General features: G+C 33.1%; 16 protein-coding genes and 1 pseudogene. 3 read left to right on the forward strand and 14 right to left on the reverse strand.

Annotated elements, in window-relative coordinates; translation table 11 throughout:
* Positions 1-218: 218 nt before the first annotated feature.
* Positions 219-560, reverse strand: a complete 342-nt coding sequence (locus ABD963_RS13675; protein ID WP_345277745.1) for a hypothetical protein — start codon at positions 558-560, stop codon at positions 219-221.
* A 209-nt stretch (positions 561-769) separates the two neighbouring features.
* Between ABD963_RS13675 and ABD963_RS13680 the strand changes: the two genes are divergently transcribed.
* A complete protein-coding gene (locus ABD963_RS13680) occupies positions 770-2497 on the forward strand; it encodes a T9SS type A sorting domain-containing protein (protein ID WP_345277746.1) in 1728 nt (575 codons plus the stop codon).
* 171 nt (positions 2498-2668) lie between these two features.
* Here the strand turns inward: ABD963_RS13680 and ABD963_RS13685 are convergent, their stop codons facing one another.
* From ABD963_RS13685 to ABD963_RS13730, 9 genes and pseudogenes are all read right to left on the reverse strand, one after another.
* Complete coding sequence (locus ABD963_RS13685) at positions 2669-3406, reverse strand: hypothetical protein (protein WP_345277748.1); 738 nt, start codon at positions 3404-3406, stop codon at positions 2669-2671.
* 150 nt (positions 3407-3556) lie between these two features.
* Positions 3557-4135 carry an RDD family protein gene (locus ABD963_RS13690; protein WP_345277749.1) on the reverse strand — a complete coding sequence of 193 codons (579 nt, stop codon included), beginning with the start codon at positions 4133-4135 and terminating at the stop codon, positions 3557-3559.
* Positions 4136-4286: 151 nt separating this feature from the next.
* Positions 4287-4784 carry a hypothetical protein gene (locus tag ABD963_RS13695; RefSeq protein WP_345277751.1) on the reverse strand — a complete coding sequence of 166 codons (498 nt, stop codon included), beginning with the start codon at positions 4782-4784 and terminating at the stop codon, positions 4287-4289.
* Positions 4785-4805: 21 nt separating this feature from the next.
* Positions 4806-5009: a hypothetical protein gene (locus ABD963_RS13700; RefSeq protein ID WP_345277753.1), complete on the reverse strand. Its 204-nt coding sequence runs from the start codon at positions 5007-5009 to the stop codon at positions 4806-4808.
* Positions 4997-5644, reverse strand: coding sequence for a hypothetical protein (locus ABD963_RS13705; RefSeq protein WP_345277754.1), 648 nt, complete (start codon positions 5642-5644; stop codon positions 4997-4999). Before ABD963_RS13705 ends, ABD963_RS13700 begins: the two co-directional genes overlap by 13 nt.
* A 158-nt stretch (positions 5645-5802) precedes the next feature.
* A complete protein-coding gene (locus tag ABD963_RS13710; RefSeq protein ID WP_345277756.1) occupies positions 5803-6924 on the reverse strand; it encodes a tyrosine-type recombinase/integrase in 1122 nt (373 codons plus the stop codon).
* Positions 6925-7167: 243 nt separating this feature from the next.
* Positions 7168-7593 (reverse strand): anti-sigma factor, encoded by a 426-nt coding sequence (locus ABD963_RS13715; protein ID WP_345277757.1) that lies wholly within the window; start codon positions 7591-7593, stop codon positions 7168-7170.
* A gap of 180 nt (positions 7594-7773) precedes the next feature.
* Positions 7774-8036, reverse strand: a pseudogene (locus tag ABD963_RS15365) (RNA polymerase sigma factor); the annotation flags it as partial.
* A 96-nt stretch (positions 8037-8132) separates the two neighbouring features.
* The gene (locus tag ABD963_RS13730; protein ID WP_345277761.1) at positions 8133-8711 is read right to left on the reverse strand and encodes a superoxide dismutase family protein; all 579 of its coding nucleotides are present in this window, start codon (positions 8709-8711) and stop codon (positions 8133-8135) included.
* 123 nt (positions 8712-8834) lie between these two features.
* Here ABD963_RS13730 and hemN point away from each other — a divergent pair, with 123 nt between their 5' ends.
* Together hemN and ABD963_RS13740 are read left to right on the forward strand one after the other, a co-directional pair.
* Positions 8835-10199 carry an oxygen-independent coproporphyrinogen III oxidase gene (gene hemN / locus ABD963_RS13735; protein WP_345277762.1) on the forward strand — a complete coding sequence of 455 codons (1365 nt, stop codon included), beginning with the start codon at positions 8835-8837 and terminating at the stop codon, positions 10197-10199.
* 17 nt (positions 10200-10216) lie between these two features.
* Positions 10217-11050: a universal stress protein gene (locus tag ABD963_RS13740; protein ID WP_345277764.1), complete on the forward strand. Its 834-nt coding sequence runs from the start codon at positions 10217-10219 to the stop codon at positions 11048-11050.
* Between the two features lie 60 nt (positions 11051-11110).
* Here ABD963_RS13740 and ABD963_RS13745 read toward each other — a convergent pair whose 3' ends face one another.
* Genes ABD963_RS13745 through ABD963_RS13760 form a run of 4 tightly spaced genes read right to left on the reverse strand, consistent with a single transcriptional unit; the run spans position 11111 to position 16215 of the window.
* On the reverse strand, positions 11111-12514 hold the full coding sequence (locus tag ABD963_RS13745) for a TolC family protein (RefSeq protein WP_345277766.1): 1404 nt from the start codon (positions 12512-12514) through the stop codon (positions 11111-11113).
* Entirely contained in the window at positions 12511-13872 is a 1362-nt protein-coding gene (locus tag ABD963_RS13750; RefSeq protein WP_345277768.1) for an HlyD family secretion protein, read from the reverse strand. The genes ABD963_RS13745 and ABD963_RS13750 overlap by 4 nt, the downstream gene beginning before the upstream one ends.
* 6 nt (positions 13873-13878) lie before the next feature.
* The gene (locus ABD963_RS13755) at positions 13879-15537 is read right to left on the reverse strand and encodes a peptidase domain-containing ABC transporter (protein ID WP_345277770.1); all 1659 of its coding nucleotides are present in this window, start codon (positions 15535-15537) and stop codon (positions 13879-13881) included.
* A 3-nt stretch (positions 15538-15540) separates the two neighbouring features.
* Positions 15541-16215: a TetR/AcrR family transcriptional regulator gene (locus ABD963_RS13760; protein WP_345278256.1), complete on the reverse strand. Its 675-nt coding sequence runs from the start codon at positions 16213-16215 to the stop codon at positions 15541-15543.

The raw sequence follows: 16215 nt of genomic DNA on the forward strand, positions 1-16215 counted from the left end.
GGCGTCCAATTGAAGCTATGCTTTTTCTTAATTGTCGATTCGTATTTCTTTAGATCTTCGGTCATTGTATATTACTGGCAACGGTTTTGGCTATGGTTTCGTTGCGGAAAAATCCGCAGGATTCTTTCCGCCGTAAACCAAAGTTAGCAAATACGCAGGAATTTCCGAGAGGAAATTCCGCCGCAATGAACTATAGCCGTTGTTGTATGTAGTATTTTTTATTTTTCAGTCAGTTTATTTATTTCACGTTTGTTTGGAATCCATAACCACATTCCAATAATTCCTAAAAACAAAATCATAAACGTATTGTTTGTTTTTGCCTTTTTTTCAATCGGCATTCTTGTCCAATTAAACCACAAGAAAATTCCCGCCACAATTAAATTCAGTCCCCAAATCAGCCAATTTGCTTTATAGTCAAAGTCGAGTTTAATCCACAGTTTAGTGTCCGCAAAGATTATAATCATATATCCTATTTGGATTAAAGTCAGAATGATTAATAAAATCCGTAATTTTTTTAAATCCGATTTAAAATTCTCTTTTACAGTTTGTAATTCAGTCATTTTTTAGTTCAGTTTACGGTTGATTGGGATATTACATACAACGTGTATGTGTATGGTTAGTTGCGTGTAAATACGCTGTTATTCTTTGTTAAGCAATATAGTGAATTGTGAGAAAAAATCCTGCGCTTAGCCAGCAATTCGCAATTAATTATACACGTTGTTAGGTGCAGTTTTTTATTTACCTTTATTAAACATTCTAAACTACTGTTATGAAAAATATTTTATTTAATTTTTTGTTTTTTCTCGTATGTACATCATCATATTCACAAATCATAAATTTTCCAGACACCAATTTCAAAGCAAAATTATTGTCCGCAGTATCAGGAAATGGGATTGCATACGCATGCAATAATGGTAATTCTATCAAGATTGATGTTAACAATGATGGAGAAATAGAAGTTTCAGAGGCTTTATTAGTGTGTAGTTTGGCTATAAGTGATTCTAATATTTCTGATTTGACAGGAATTGAATTTTTTACAAACCTTGAACACTTGCAGTGTAATAATAATTCGATTTCTGAATTAGATTTATCAGCATTAACAAATATGGTTGGTTTTGATATTAATAATAATCAACTTACAAATGTCAATATTTCAGGTTTATCATTAGTCCATAATATTTCGTTTAGGGATAATCAATTAACAACCATAAATCTATTAGGATTATCAAATTTGGCAGTTTTAGATATTAGGAACAATCAAATTGCATCTTTAAATTTAGATGAAACACAAGCATTGCGCTACTTGTATTGTCAAAACAATGATTTAACAACTATTGATGTAAATAATTTGGGTAATTTGATATTTTTAGATTGTTCATTTAATGATTTGACAACTTTATATATAAAGAATGAATCGGTAGAGAGTTTGAATTTCTCGGATAATGAGAATTTGCAATATGTATGTGCAGATGGGAATCAATTGATTGGTGTAGAAGAAAAAATAATTCAATATGGTTATGTGGATTGTTATGCCAATTCTTTATGTGATTTTAGTGAAGGAGAGTCTTTTTATTCATTAGCTGGAAATGTTAAGTATGATGAAGATAATGACGGATGTTTGCCTACAGATATAAATTATGAAGGTTTAATGCTAACAGTGTCTGATGGCATAAATTCAGGAGACATGTTTTCAAATGAGTTAGGGAATTATCAATACAGTATGCAAGAGGGTTCTTTTACTATCACACCAGTTTTGTCGAATAACACCTATTTCAATATTTCTCCAACAAGTGTTGCAGTTATTTTTCCAGACGAATCAAGTCCAGTTATTCAAGATTTTTGTATGACTCCAGTTGGTTCATATCCTGACTTGAAAATTTCTATCGAAACAATTAATTCTGATTATGATTATTCTGCTACTTATAGAATTAATTACAGAAACCAAGGAACTATGACGCAGTCAGGATTCGTGAATTTCAGTTTTGATGATAACGTAATTGATTTTAGTTCGGCTAATCCAATGGTGTCAGAGCAAAATACTAATGAGTTAATTTGGGAATTTAGCGATCTTAAACCTTTTGAAACTAGGTCAATTGAATTTACATTAGATTTTAATGTTCCACCTATTAATGAAGGTGATGTTTTAAATTTTACTGGAACTATAAGTTCTGATTTAACTGAAATTACACCTAGCGATAATGTTTTTAATTTAGAACATACATTCGGATGTTGTTTATTAGATGTTTCTAGTTTTGAATTTTCTGATTATTTTATTCAATACCCTAACCCAACCAATGATTTTTTAAATCTTAAGATGAAAAAACAAATTGATGTTGAATCAATTATTATATTTAATTTTTTAGGACAGGAAGTAAAAAAAGTGTCACCAAATAACGAGCATATTAAAATTGATGTCTCAAATTTGAAATCTGGTCATTACTTTATTAAAATATTAGCTTCTCAAAAAGAGTTTTTCACAAGGTTTATCAGAAAGTAATGTCGTTTGGATCAAATTGCACCTAACGGTCTAGTGTATGATTTCGTTGCGTGGTTTAAGCACTAAAGTTAGCAAATAAATCACAGATAGAAAGTCCGCGAGGACTTTCGTAAGTAGGCTCTAACTAGCAATGAATTATACACATTGTTAGCAAACGTATTTTATTCATTTTCAATATGCTAATTCAAGAACGATTATTTTTCTATTCAGTTTATCATTCAAATCAATGTCGTAATTCAGCATAACCCTTGCAGTTGATTCAGGGAATAGAAATCCAGCGTTTTTCTTTGTCTCATAAAATTCTTTATGAAATTCTCCTTTGTCTTTTATTGATTCTAATGCTCGCAGATATTTACCGATATAGTTAAAGTTCGGTGAGTTCATTTCTCGGTTTATAATAGAATCAAAATTAGAATTAGGCGTTAGCTCGAAAGAATTCCCTCTTGCAAATGTATATTCGGTCGTTCCATCAGGATTTGTGTATTTATATCTCGATTTTATATATGGTACAGGATGCTTAATATATTCTAAAGAATCAGATTCAATTTTGTCCATAGAACTATTTTCTATTATCCAAACTGAATCTGGGAATTCATACATTTCAAGTCGTAAGTCACTTGATTTAAATTTATTCCTTGCCTTTTCGGATATTCTTTTCCAGTTTTCAGTTTTTTCATCACGCAATTCGGTCAAAAACTGTCGATAGGCATTTTCAGTATCCAAATTCGGATATTGTCTTTTTAGAAAATCATTTTCAAAATCGGAAACGAGAAAGTTTAAAGTAACAACGTTTTCAATTCCTAAGACTTTGTCAAATTCAGAAGTTTGTTTTTCAGATTTTTTGTCCGCACAACTTATTATTAGCAATAAAAATATGAATGGTAGAAGTATTTTTGTTGGTCTGGTCATATGTTTGCTAACGGTTACGTATAAGAATAGTTGCGGGTTTATGTGCGAGGATTTTCCGCAGGAAAATCAGACGTAATAAACTTGCAACGACCTTTGGTTAAGCCCAAAATTGAGCGATTATTTTTATACATTGTTGGCAAATCGTTTTTTTTAATTCATACTTGGTAATAAAAGACTTAAGCCATAAAAGTAAATTCCGCCAATTATTAAAATCCCAATAAAATTCATTTTCAGGTTTGTGTTTTTCAAATCAGTAAAAATTGATTTAAGCTTCTGTTTTTCTGATGTAATAACTTTTGTGTTAGCCAGAAAATCGCCAATTCGTCTTTCAGGATTTATTAGTCCAACAATAACTTCTAATGGCCAAGCAACACAAATAGTCAAATTCCGAACGAAACATTGTAATTCGTTCGCTGGATTATTTGTTTTTCGGTCAATTACTTGAAATCCTAAAATCCGTTTTGCAGGACTTTTGGCATTGAAAAAATCTTTGTTTAAATAAACGAAAAATGGAAGAAAAACTAAAACCATTCCAATTCCGTTGTTCAAATTGTCTTTCATTAATGCTCCTAATCCAAAAATCAAAAATCCCAAAGGCACAATTAAAAGACACATAATAAAATGGTCTAAAAGCATACTTAAAACTCGGTTAATTCTTGGGTTGCTATTCGCAACTTTAGAAATTTCTCCGACTATTATTCCATCGTTATTATTGTTCGTTTCTGTCATTCCTCAAATGTTTGCCAACGGTTTGGCTATGGTTTCGTTGCGTGAAAATCCGCGAGGATTTTCCGCCGTAAACCGAAGATAGCAAATTTGCGACGACTTTCCGAGAGGAAAGTCAGAAGCAATGAACTATAGCCGGTGTTGTAGAGCGTTTTTATTTTTTAAAATATTCTTCGAATCTTTCAATAAAATATTCCGATGGAAATACATTATTGTCAATTTCAATTTTCTTATTTGGTTGAGTCAAAATGAAGCCATAGTCGATTGTATCTCTGTCAATAATTAAAGGACAGCCTTTGCACTCAATTATTTTAACATATCTTTTTTCGGTCACTTCTTCAGTAACTCCATCAAAGTTTAGTGAGTCCAATGCTATTGAGAAACCAAATCCAAAGTCTGAATCCACTTCATAAATCCATTCCTTACCAGAGTCCAGATACGACTGAAATCTTAAACTGTCAGGTCGCAAAATCAAAATAGTTTTACCGCTTATTTTGATAGTGTCTATAAGATGAACAAATTCTTGTGAGTCTTTTTGTCCGATTTCAGATTCTGATTTTTGAGATTCTGTAACATTCTCAATCTTTTTCGGTTCTGATTTACAACCTATTAGTATTAAAATTTGAAGGAAAATTAAAGTCAGATTTTTCATTTCTCAAATGCTCTACAACGTTTAGTATATGGCAAGTAGGGCAGTAGAAAGCGATAAACTTTCGAGTTTGCACTGAGCCAAAGCGTTGTATTTTGTTTTTATCTTATTCATTTTAAAAGCCAAATCAACGATTTGGCGGTGTTTGTAAATAGCACTGAACTTTCGTAAACCATTGAACGCCCTATTTGCTATATACCGTGTTGTAGGTAGTTTTATTTTAGCCATTCAGGAGGTTCGTCTTCAAGGTTTTTTATAAGTTCTTCCTTAGTCCATTTGCGTTTAATTCCTTTTGGTATTACGACACCAGTTGGATGTCCGAAATTCCAATATTCAGTTTCAAATTCATTCAAATTTCTGTCAATCAAATATTCTCCTCCATCCCAAGGGTATTGTGCGATATGAATTCTTGTAAATTCTTCAACATTAGAAAAATAAGTATATATACCAGTTTGTTCAATTAACAGAACGGGAAACTCAGGAGCGTTTGGATTAGTCTGTTGTGACCATAAATTCAAATATTTTGAGGTAATCTTTACAAGTCTATCCCAATCTCTAAGTCCCGCCATTTCATAAATATCTGTAAACAGTTCTTTTGAAATAGCCTGTGAGAAATTATTATCAGGATATTCCTTTAGTAAATCTTTAGTTCTGGATAATGGACGCTTACTAAAGTCAAGTCCGATTGATTTTATATAGCCATTGTCTTCACTTTCCGTAATCCAGTATTCAGTCAATTCCAAATTTCTTTGAGTTTTATATTCCTCCATTCGACCACTTAACAAACCTTTAAACCAAGTAATCCTATCCTTTTTTGGAGTGGGATTATAAGTGTCATTATGTTTAAATAAAATGGGTGTCATTTTTTTTGGCAATTACCTACAACTTGTTTATATGCTGAACTTTCTACTGTATAGCCAACTCATATGGGTGGCTATGCCGAAGTTTAGCTTTTTTTTGTTCAGCATATTTTCTTCAGTTTTTGTTGTAAATTCATTCATTTAACCAAAATAGTATTTATTTACAAGCTGTCAAAAGGGTTTTTTATATTTCTGATGCTAGTTTCACTTACATGAGTGTAAATCATGGTTGTTTTAGGGCTACTATGTCCTAGTAAGTTTTGTATGTATCTTATATCGGTTCCGTTTTCCAATAAATGCGTTGCAAAACTATGGCGTAGTGTATGTAAAGTAACTCTTTTTTTAATTTGGGTTTTGTTGATGGCGTTTTTTAATATCACTTGTGCACTTGAAGCGCTGTAAAGTTTTCCGTTTTGCCCCTCAAATAAATAGTCTTTTGGCTTATAGGTTTTATAGTATAAACGGAGTAAATCCAATAAATTTTCAGAGAGTAACGTGTAGCGATCCTTTTTCCCTTTGGCTGCTTTAATATGTATAAGCATACGTTTACTATCTATATCATTTATTTTCATGTTTAAAGCTTCACCCACCCTTAAACCACCCGAATATATAAGGGATAGTATTGTTTTGTGTTTTAAATTGATTGTATTGTCCAGAATGGATTTTACCTCGACGCTGCTTAAAACTTCTGGTAAGCACTTGGGTTTTTTTGGGCGCTCTATGTTGAAGTTTTCAATGGGTAAACTTTCAAATTCCATATATTTTTTTATGCCATTAATACATTGGTTTTGGTAAGAAATGGATTTTTGAGGCTTGACTATAAAATCAAAATTGAATTGCTCAACTAATTTTTTACTTATGGGCTGTTGCTTTAGTTTTGAATACCGTAAAAAAAAGCTACATACTTCTATATAAGTGTTCACGGTATTATGGCTCAAGCGTTTTTGTTGCATCCATCTTTTGAATTTTTTAAGACTATGCGCTTGATCATCATCTAATTCTGGAAGTTTAATATTAGTTTTTAGAGGTTTTATAGTCTCAGATTTTTGGCTAGGAAGTTTAACGGCACTATAATCTACAAACCAATTTTTCTCTCTAAAGGCCTTAAAAAGTCTGTGTAAATTATGGTGGCTATCTGCTATGTAAAATGTTTTGTAAGTACTAGTCCACTTAACACCTTCAATGGTTTTTATATATTCTTTAGTTTCAACATCAAACTTAAAGCCTATAGCAATTTGCATGGTATTGTTGTGCTGTAAAGGGGTTAGAATTATACGTCTCATAACTTAACAATTATTTAAAAATGAATGTAGCTATTAAGTCGTTTTTTAATGTAGAATAAACCTAAAACCATTTTCGATTATAGATAGTGGCATTTTGGTTTGTAAAGTTCTATCGGTGCTAGAAACTTTTTAGTGGAATAAATTAAAACAGACCTTATTTTGTTTTTTGGTTGAAATAGAAAACCAAGTAGTCAAATATAAGAAATAAACTAAAAAATTATCTATTAAGAAGTTTTAATTAATTTAAGTTACGCTATTTACCAAACCTAAGGTGTAAAGTTGCTCCATGGTAGGTGTTTCGCTTCCGCCAGCAGGTTCTAAAGTAATACCAAAGGCTTCACTTTCGTTAGTATTTTCAATTTCGAAGATTTTATTAGCATCCGTCTTAAAACTGTCAATAGTTCCTAAACTGGTAGGAGTTAACGGACTTAATTTTAACGACCATACTTGGTATACCATACCTTCTGGTGGTTCAGGCAATCCTTGAGCATCTAAAAAAACACGGTTCGAATTTTTATCCCAATACACTTTGGCGTAGGTTGATGGAAATTTACCTTGTTCCTCTAAGGGTACTTGGGTAATACGATCGTCGCGCAAAACGGTAATTAAGGTATTGGCTTCCTCCAAACTATTTTTGGATTTTTCAATTTGGGTTTCCAATAGTTCCACTTGAGTTTCGGTAACTTGAACTTCCGATTTTAAGGCCCTGTTTTTGGCTGATTTTCCATAATAAACCAGCAGCTAAAATAAAGGAAGCTGCCCAACCTGTGTAAGTAAGCCAGTTATATTTGGGTTTAGTTATGCCGATTACTCTGGCTTCTTTACTCTCAAGGCCTAATTGATTTTTTATGCTTGGGAACGTGTTTTATCAATCGCGGCATTACGTACGATGTTTAATATCCAAGTAAAAAAGCGTCCTTTTTCTGAAGAATAGGAATCTGCTTTATACCAGGCTTTTATAAAACATCTTGCATCACTTCTTCGGAATTATCATAATCTTTTACAATATTGAAAATAACCCCATGCATACTTACACGATACATATTGTATAACGATTCGAAAGCTTTTTCATCTTTCTGTTTAAATTTTTCTACTAAAGTATCTAATTGCATAAGGGCATTAAAGTTTTCGGAATTAATGAATAAAAAACACAAAAGCTACTTATTTCAATAAAGTAGCTTTTGAATGTGGATTTTTTATTTTTTATGTTATTCAATAATTCCAGCACAACTTACCCGAGCTCCAGCAGCGCCCGATGGCTGCGAGGTTAAATCGTCTACTCCAGCGTGAATGATGACGCCTTTACCAACAATATTTTTGGTATCGTCATCGCAACCAATACACCATAAGTCGGTAGAAAACTCAACGGTCGCATTGCCATTTTCATCGGCAGTAAAATTACCAATATCGCCTTTATGGTAGCCACTTTCTGCGCCCCAAGCACCATGTGGTTGGTTGGTAGGATTCCAATGGCCTCCTGTGGATGAGCCATCATTTGCGGAACAATCGGCAGTTTCATGTAAATGAATGGCATGCTCTCCGGGTTCTATACCACTAACGGTTGCCATCATGTTTACCGTGCCGTTTTCTTCAGTAAAAACGACCTTACCAGAAACATTACTGTCGCTTTTCGCGCTCAATGCTATCGTAAGGGTTTTAGGCGTTACCATTTCTTGAACCACAGTTTCTGTTACTTCAATGTCTTCGATGGTATCTTCTTTTTTATTTTGTTTACAAGCAATAGCGCTAATGGCTAACGCTAGGATTAAAACACTTATTTTTTTCATTTTTTATATCATTTTTGTTTATCCGAAAGTTAAGTGATTATTCCTGCAAATACAAATATTACATGACATATATCATATTTTTTATAATGCTCATCCTATAATTTTGGATTATAAATGTTAGGTATGTCAAGTTCATTAATAAATAAATATAATGTAGCGGGACCACGCTATACCAGTTACCCAACAGTTCCTTATTGGAACCAGGAAACCTTTTCCTTAAATAGTTGGAAATCGTCTTTAATACAGTCGTTTAACGAAAGCAATGCTAACGAGGGTATAAGCCTATACATTCACCTGCCTTTTTGTGAAAGTATGTGCACCTTTTGTGGTTGCACGAAACGAATTACCAAACAACATAGCGTTGAAAGTATCTATATAAATGCCGTTTTAAAGGAATGGAGTTTATATATGGAGTTATTTAATGCCAGACCTATTATTAAGGAATTACATCTTGGTGGTGGAACACCAACATTTTTTAGTCCAGAGAATTTAAACCGATTGATTACGGGTATTTTAAGACGAGCCAAACTAGCTGATCATTATGAGTTTAGTTTTGAGGGGCATCCCAATAATACCACCAAGGAACACTTACAGGCCTTATATGATGTTGGTTTTAAAAGGGTGAGTTATGGGGTTCAGGATTATAATATTAAAGTACAAAAGGCCATTCATAGAATACAACCTTTTGAACACGTTAAACGAGCTACAGAATTAGCCAGAGAAGTAGGTTATACCTCAGTTGGGCATGACATTATTTATGGTTTACCATTTCAGACAATAGACCACGTTAAAGAAACCATATTAAAAACCAAAGCATTGCTACCAGACCGGTTGGCATTTTACAGTTATGCACACGTGCCTTGGCAAAAAGGTAACGGGCAACGCGGCTTTAAAGATGAAGATTTACCATCTGCTCAATTAAAACGGGAGCAATACGAATTGGGAAAAAAACTTTTAGCTGAAGTGGGCTATATAGAGGTTGGTATGGATCATTTTGCTTTAGCCTCAGACACGTTATACCAGTCTATGGCTGAAGGGAATTTGCACAGAAATTTTATGGGGTATACAGCTTCAAAAACACAAGCTATGATTGGTTTGGGTATTTCTGCTATTGGTGATAGTTGGTATGGTTTTGCACAAAATGAAAAGCAACTCGAAGCTTATTATCATTTGCTAGAGGAAAATGTTTTACCTGTGTATAGAGGTCACATATTAAATGAAGAAGATTTGGTAATACGCAAACATATTCTTAACTTGATGTGTCGTTTCAAAACTTCCTGGTCTGATAAATCTCTTTATTTTAATAATCTTCCAAAAGTTTTGAATAAATTGACAGAAATGGAGCATGATGGGTTGGTCAATATCAATTCCAATACTATTGAGGTTACCAAAAAAGGACAACCCTTTGTGAGAAATGTTTGCATGGCTTTTGATTTGTTATTGCAACGAAATCAACCCAACACGCAATTGTTTTCAATGACTGTTTAAATTAAACTAAAGAAATCATGAAAAAAATTATAGTCCCAATCGATTTTTCTGAACACTCAGAATACGCACTTAGAACAGCCACAAAACTTGCGAAGAAATATAATGCGGAGATTTTGGCCTTGCATATGTTGGAAATGTCCGATTTAATGCTAACAGCCTCCGATGGACTTCAATATGAAAAAGCCAGTTTTTTTATCAAATTATCCGAACAAAAATTTGAACAATTTTTAAAGAAAGACTATCTAAAAGATGTTCATATTACTCCTATAATCAAGCATTTTAAAGTATTTAGTGAGGTTGATGATGTAGCCAAAAAGCACCATGCAGATTTGATAATAATGGGATCTCATGGAGCCAGTGGTATGAAAGAGTTTTTTGTAGGGTCCAATACCGAACGTGTGGTAAGAAACGCCGAGATTCCTGTTTTAGTTGTAAAAAATAAGGGTATTGATATCAATTTTGAAACGGTGGTTTTTGCTTGTGATTTTTCTGAAGATTGTATTAAGCCATACATTAACGCTTCTAAAATTTTTGAAAAAATGAACACTAAAGTTTACTTTGTGTATGTGAATTTACCAAACGAACATTTTCAAAGTTCCATCGAAATAGAAAATAAAGTGGTTAATTTTTTCACTAAAGCTGATGGTAATTTAGATAAAATGAAAGATGTACACTACGTTTCCGATTACACGGTTGAAGATGGTGTTTTGAATTTTTCATTAAAAATAGGGGCTGATATGATAGCTGTTCCTACTCACGGCAAAAAAGGGTTAGCTCATTTTTTCCAAGGAAGTATTGGCGAAGATATCGCAAATCATGCCAACCTACCTGTTATGACATTTAAGATTTAAATTTTACCAACTAAACTAAACTAGAAAAAGCAGTTTAAAACTATGTTTTAGACTGCTTTTTTAATTAGGGTTAACGTCTGATATGGCCAAAACGTTAAATAAAGTGGCTTTTGTATTAAAAAAATTATTCTCCAGTTCAATAGCTTTTAGTTTCGCATCAATAAGTTTTGATTCGCGAGAGTTTACTAAAAACAAGGAACTTTCCCCCAGAAAAAACTTGCGTTCTTCCGCTTGGAGCATGGTGCCATAATCGTTAACAATTACTCCGTTAAATTCATTTTGTGTGATATAAGACGCCAATTCTTGGTTTATGGCATCAATTTTATTTTTTAAGGTAACCTGGGTAGACTGAATTTCAAATTCGGTATCCTGCATTTTTAGTTTAGCAAGTTTTAAATCGGCACGTTCTTTCCTCAAAAAAAGGGGAAAGCTAATATTTAATCCACTTTTATACGCTGATGTGCTAAAAGACCTTGATATTTCAGGTGTTTCCGATAAAAAATTGTATTGCAAATCTACTTTTGGCAACAAGTTGTTTAGCTTTAAGCGGCGTTCAATATTTAAACTTTGTAATTTATAATCTAATGATTGAAGTTTAGGGTGCTGACTTAAATCGAAATTTTCAATCATAAATTCCGAGGTATTTAAGGTAGCATCAACCGTAGCTATGGTATTAACATCTGGTATCACATTGTCTTCAATTTCAATGGGTGTGTTGTCGTTTAACCATAAATAGTTAGAAAGCTCTAAAGAGGATTTTATGAATTTTATACGTGTTTTTTCTAAATTCAATTTTCTATCGTTCAGTGCTATACGCGCCTCAATGGTATCTATGGCAGGCATTTCGCCTTCTTCATAACTTTTTTTGATACCATTAAATCGTATTTTTGCATTCTCTAAAAAGTCTTCATACACCCGTTTTTCGTTGTAAGTTTTCAACCAATTGAAATAAGTTACCGAGGCATTATATAATATGGTGTTTACCTGCAATTGTCTGTCTGCTTGGGTTTGTTTAACAAACATTTTTCCTTGTTTTAGCATCGCCATTCGTTCATTGGCAAGAAAACCGCGGGCTAAAGAAACCGATACTCCAACGCTGTATAAGCCATCATCTGGTAAGTTGGCTTCGGGGTTTAAAAAGAAACCATCATTTTCCTCAAAATTACCCTTCAACTCAATCCCATACCAGGTAGGTATTTTAAATGTGGCGTTTAGTCTATCATAATATTCGGTATTTTTAAACTTTTTCCTGTCATAATCTACCTCTAATTTTGGGTCAAAAGCACCACGGGCCTTCATGAGTTTAGCCTCACTTTCATTTACAATTAAATTGGCTTGTTTTACGATGGGGTGAAACGTTTTAACGTAGCCTAAATATTCAGAAAGACTTATAACGTTGGTGCTATCTTGTGCTGAAATAAAGACGCTAAAAAATAATGCTAAGTATAGGATTAAAAGTCTCATTTTTTCGAATCTTTATTAGCGGTCGTTTTACTACCTTCGGGTTGGTAATAGTTAGGAGGGAAGCTGTTTATTTGCCTCCACAACTCAAACCAAATAGGGACATCTTGTAAAAGGGCTATGGTTCTTGCACCCGAACCTACTCGAATAGCCTCAGGCCACTCATGATCTGTTTCATCTGGAGCTAACAACACCCGGTATTTTCCATTATCGCTTATAAAGCGTTCTATGGCTACAACTTTTGCTCCATAGGTTCCATAACTTACATTTGGCCACCCACTAAATACAATGGCCGGCCAACCATCGAACTGTACGCGAACTTTTTCATCAATATGTAAAAGAGGTAAATCAATAGGTCTTACAAAGGTTTCAACAGCCAAATCGTACTTTGATGGCATAATACCAACCAATTCTTCACCTTCTTTGAAAGTAACACCTACACCACCTCTCAGCGCTTTATTGATAAAGCCATTTTGGGGTGCTGTCACATACAATAAGCTATTTCTAACTTTATAGTTGGTATATTCGTTCTCAAGTTTGGTGACTTGGGCTTCTGTATCAAATTGACTGGATTGAGCCGTAAACATATCGCTTTGTGCCTTGGATATTTTATCAACATATTCTTGTTGGATTCTAGAAAGTTCAATTTGTGCATTTAAAACCTCATTCTTACTTGCTAAATATTTATTTTCCTGAGAAATTAATTTAGCTTGAGTTTCTTGAAGTTTTAAACGTTTTTCTTCCACATCTTTAACCGCTTTCAAGCCTTCGTCTTGTAATGTTTGAATACGGTTAAATTGGCGATCTGCAATGGTTAAATTGGTTTTGGCGGCTTCTAAATCAATACTGTCGCTTTGTACTTTTAATCTCGCTTGCATGAGCTTGTTTTTTGTTTGCTCAAACTTTAAGTTCTGTTCATTTTTTAAAGCCAAAATTTGCCTATTTAAAGCCTCAACTTTTCCTTGATAAGCGTTTACAGAAGATGATTTTGCTTGAATTTGGTCATTGGTACGCTCAACGAGTCTATCATCAAAATATTCGCTTTTAACCTCAGAAATTCTTAAAATGGTATCCCCTTTTTTAACTTCATCGCCCTCTTGTACATACCACTCTTCAATACGCCCAGGTATTTGAGATTGTATGGTTTGTGGTCTGTGGTCGGGTTTTAAAGTAGTTACCAAACCTTCTCCTGTAATATTTTGTGTCCAAGGTAAAAAGAGGACGATAAACAAGATAATGGCTGCAACCAACAAAAACTTATTGAACTGCTTGTAATAGTCTTTGTTAAATATGTCCTTTCCAGATTTGTATGTGGAAAGCGATATTTTTTTATTCAACTGGTTATGTGATATATTAAGCATTTTCTTTTAATTTTTTATGGTTCCTTTTTCTAACTGTATGGTTTCGGTACAATTTGTTTTCCAGTTATCGCTACCGCTTACTACAATTAATGCCCAAGGCCTGCTTTTGTCTGTTAAATAGTTTATAATCGAATTTGTTTCGATAGGATTAAACCTGTCTAGCGCATCTTCCAAAATTAAAAGCTTGGGTTTTTTTAGTATGGCTCTGGCTAAGACTAATTTTTTGGATACGGTATGCGATATCTGCTTACCATCGGGGTACAATATAGTTTTTAGGCCTTTAGGTTGTTCTTTTAAAAACGGCATGAGTCCTACATTTTCAAAAACTTCAAAAATTTCATCATCGGTTATGTTAGGATTTCCAAAAGTTAAATTTTCCTTTATGGAAGCTTCAAAAGGTGTTTCCTCGGTTAAAGATAAACCTAAATGCGCCCTGTAATGATTTAAATTTAGACTTTGAATAGATTGATTATTAATATAAATATGTCCAGAAGTAGGTTCAGTAATTCCTGAAATAAGTCTCAATAAGGTGGATTTACCAGAACCACTTTCCCCTAAAATTAGTATTCTACTTTGGTTTCTAATTTTAAATGAAATGTTATTTAAAATGGGTTTTTCTCTGTTGGGAACTGTATATGAAACCTCATTTAATTCAATCTCAAAAGTATCTGTGTATAAAGGTTTCTCACCTTCTTGATCTTCTAAATCTTTGTCAACAATTTGTCCAATTTTCTCAATGGAAGTTAATACATCGTAGAATGATTCCAAACCGATAATCAATTTTTCAACAGAGGCTATAACCAATAAAATAATAATTTCAGCAGCTACAAATTGTCCTATGTTCATCTCTTGATTCAGTACCAAGGCGCCACCAATTAACAACAAACTTGCTGTAACAACCACTTTAAAACTGATCATTTGTATAAACTGAATCATTAAAATTTTAAAGTGACTTTCTCTGGCCACCAAATAATCACTGACCAATTTATCGTTTTTATCCAACGCCATACTTGTGTTACCAGATAATTTGAAGCTTACCATAGTTCGGGCTACTTCTTGTATCCAATGTGCTACCCGATATTTGTTTTTGGATTCTACTAAACTGGTTTCTAGACCTCTTTTTGCGGTAAATTTAAAAACTATAAATATTAGCACCATAAGTAGAATACCAAACACAATAAAAAATGGGTGGTAAAAGGATAATAACAAAAGTGCAAATAGAATTTGTAATATCGCTGCTGGAACATCGATAAGAATTTTTGAAAGCCCTTTTTGAATAATTAAGGTATCAAAAAATCTATTTGCCAATTCTGGTGGGTAATAGTTGCGTAATTCAGCCATTTTAATTTTTGGAAAGCGGTAACTTAACTCAAAGGACGACCGTGTAAAAATACGTTGCTGTATGGTTTCAATAATACGTAACTGCATGAGTTGTAAAGCACCAGAAAATGCAACACCAACCGTTACTAGAATAACTAGGATAACCCAAGAAGTTGAAACTTGTGCACCTTGTATTAAATTGATGATGGCTTGAATACCCAATGGTAACGATAAGGCTACTATTCCAGAGAAAATGGCATAATAAAATATTTGAAAAATATCTTTTTTTTCTAATTGTAGTAAACCTAAAAAACGTTGCCAGGGTGTCATTTTTGGTAGATCCATAAGTTATATTTTTAAAGTGTTTTGGGTTAAGTTTATGTAAAAATCTGTTGGTGTTATGCCAAATTTACAATCGGTAATAGAAGTAAAATGTTCTTTTAAAAAATGCTGGTGTAAACTACCATCTATAATGGTACTCGCTAAACTGGAAGCGAAATTGTAATCGGGTTGAACTTCTTTTATAATAGCCATTAAACGTTGAACGACACGTTTGTATATAACAAAATAACCTTCCTTGTTTTCTTGGTCAACCTCCTTGGTAAGAAAGGATTTTGAATTTTCGTTAATTATGATTTGATTGAGCAAAACCTCATTAATATGTGAAAAATTAGAATCTTCTTTAGTGGTCCTGGAAACAATTTCAATAGCTTTCAAAAGTTTTTCCTTTTTATCTGAAATACTGTGTGTTTCTAAAACTAATTGATACTCAATCCATGCCCAATACCATGATGATAAATATAAAAGTAGCTTATGTTTACTCTCAAAATATCTGTAAATGGAACTTTCATTAGAGCCAATCACAGCTCCCAATTTTTTGAATGTAAATGCGTCAAACCCAATGTCATCAATTAAAATGATGCTATGTTCAACTATACGCTTTCCAAGAGTTGAAGATTCAGGATCTTTTAGAAAAATTTTCTCAGGTACTGAAATCTTTAAATTTGAAAGTAGATTCATCAT

The sequence above is a fragment of the Litoribaculum gwangyangense genome (assembly GCF_039543505.1).
In the GTDB taxonomy this organism is placed as follows: Bacteria; Bacteroidota; Bacteroidia; order Flavobacteriales; family Flavobacteriaceae; genus Litoribaculum; species Litoribaculum gwangyangense.

What these genes read in the sequence shown, in the direction of transcription:
- ABD963_RS13675 (WP_345277745.1), bottom strand. Translation starts at nt 560, where the DNA reads ATGACTGAATTACAAACTGTAAAAGAGAATTTTAAATCGGATTTAAAA.
- ABD963_RS13680 (WP_345277746.1), top strand. Translation starts at nt 770, where the DNA reads ATGAAAAATATTTTATTTAATTTTTTGTTTTTTCTCGTATGTACATCA.
- ABD963_RS13685 (WP_345277748.1), bottom strand. Translation starts at nt 3,406, where the DNA reads ATGACCAGACCAACAAAAATACTTCTACCATTCATATTTTTATTGCTA.
- ABD963_RS13690 (WP_345277749.1), bottom strand. Translation starts at nt 4,135, where the DNA reads ATGACAGAAACGAACAATAATAACGATGGAATAATAGTCGGAGAAATT.
- ABD963_RS13695 (WP_345277751.1), bottom strand. Translation starts at nt 4,784, where the DNA reads ATGAAAAATCTGACTTTAATTTTCCTTCAAATTTTAATACTAATAGGT.
- ABD963_RS13700 (WP_345277753.1), bottom strand. Translation starts at nt 5,009, where the DNA reads ATGGCTAAAATAAAACTACCTACAACACGGTATATAGCAAATAGGGCG.
- ABD963_RS13705 (WP_345277754.1), bottom strand. Translation starts at nt 5,644, where the DNA reads ATGACACCCATTTTATTTAAACATAATGACACTTATAATCCCACTCCA.
- ABD963_RS13710 (WP_345277756.1), bottom strand. Translation starts at nt 6,924, where the DNA reads ATGAGACGTATAATTCTAACCCCTTTACAGCACAACAATACCATGCAA.
- ABD963_RS13730 (WP_345277761.1), bottom strand. Translation starts at nt 8,711, where the DNA reads ATGAAAAAAATAAGTGTTTTAATCCTAGCGTTAGCCATTAGCGCTATT.
- hemN (WP_345277762.1), top strand. Translation starts at nt 8,835, where the DNA reads ATGTCAAGTTCATTAATAAATAAATATAATGTAGCGGGACCACGCTAT.
- ABD963_RS13740 (WP_345277764.1), top strand. Translation starts at nt 10,217, where the DNA reads ATGAAAAAAATTATAGTCCCAATCGATTTTTCTGAACACTCAGAATAC.
- ABD963_RS13745 (WP_345277766.1), bottom strand. Translation starts at nt 12,514, where the DNA reads ATGAGACTTTTAATCCTATACTTAGCATTATTTTTTAGCGTCTTTATT.
- ABD963_RS13750 (WP_345277768.1), bottom strand. Translation starts at nt 13,872, where the DNA reads ATGCTTAATATATCACATAACCAGTTGAATAAAAAAATATCGCTTTCC.
- ABD963_RS13755 (WP_345277770.1), bottom strand. Translation starts at nt 15,537, where the DNA reads ATGGATCTACCAAAAATGACACCCTGGCAACGTTTTTTAGGTTTACTA.
- ABD963_RS13760 (WP_345278256.1), bottom strand. Translation starts at nt 16,215, where the DNA reads ATGATGAATCTACTTTCAAATTTAAAGATTTCAGTACCTGAGAAAATT.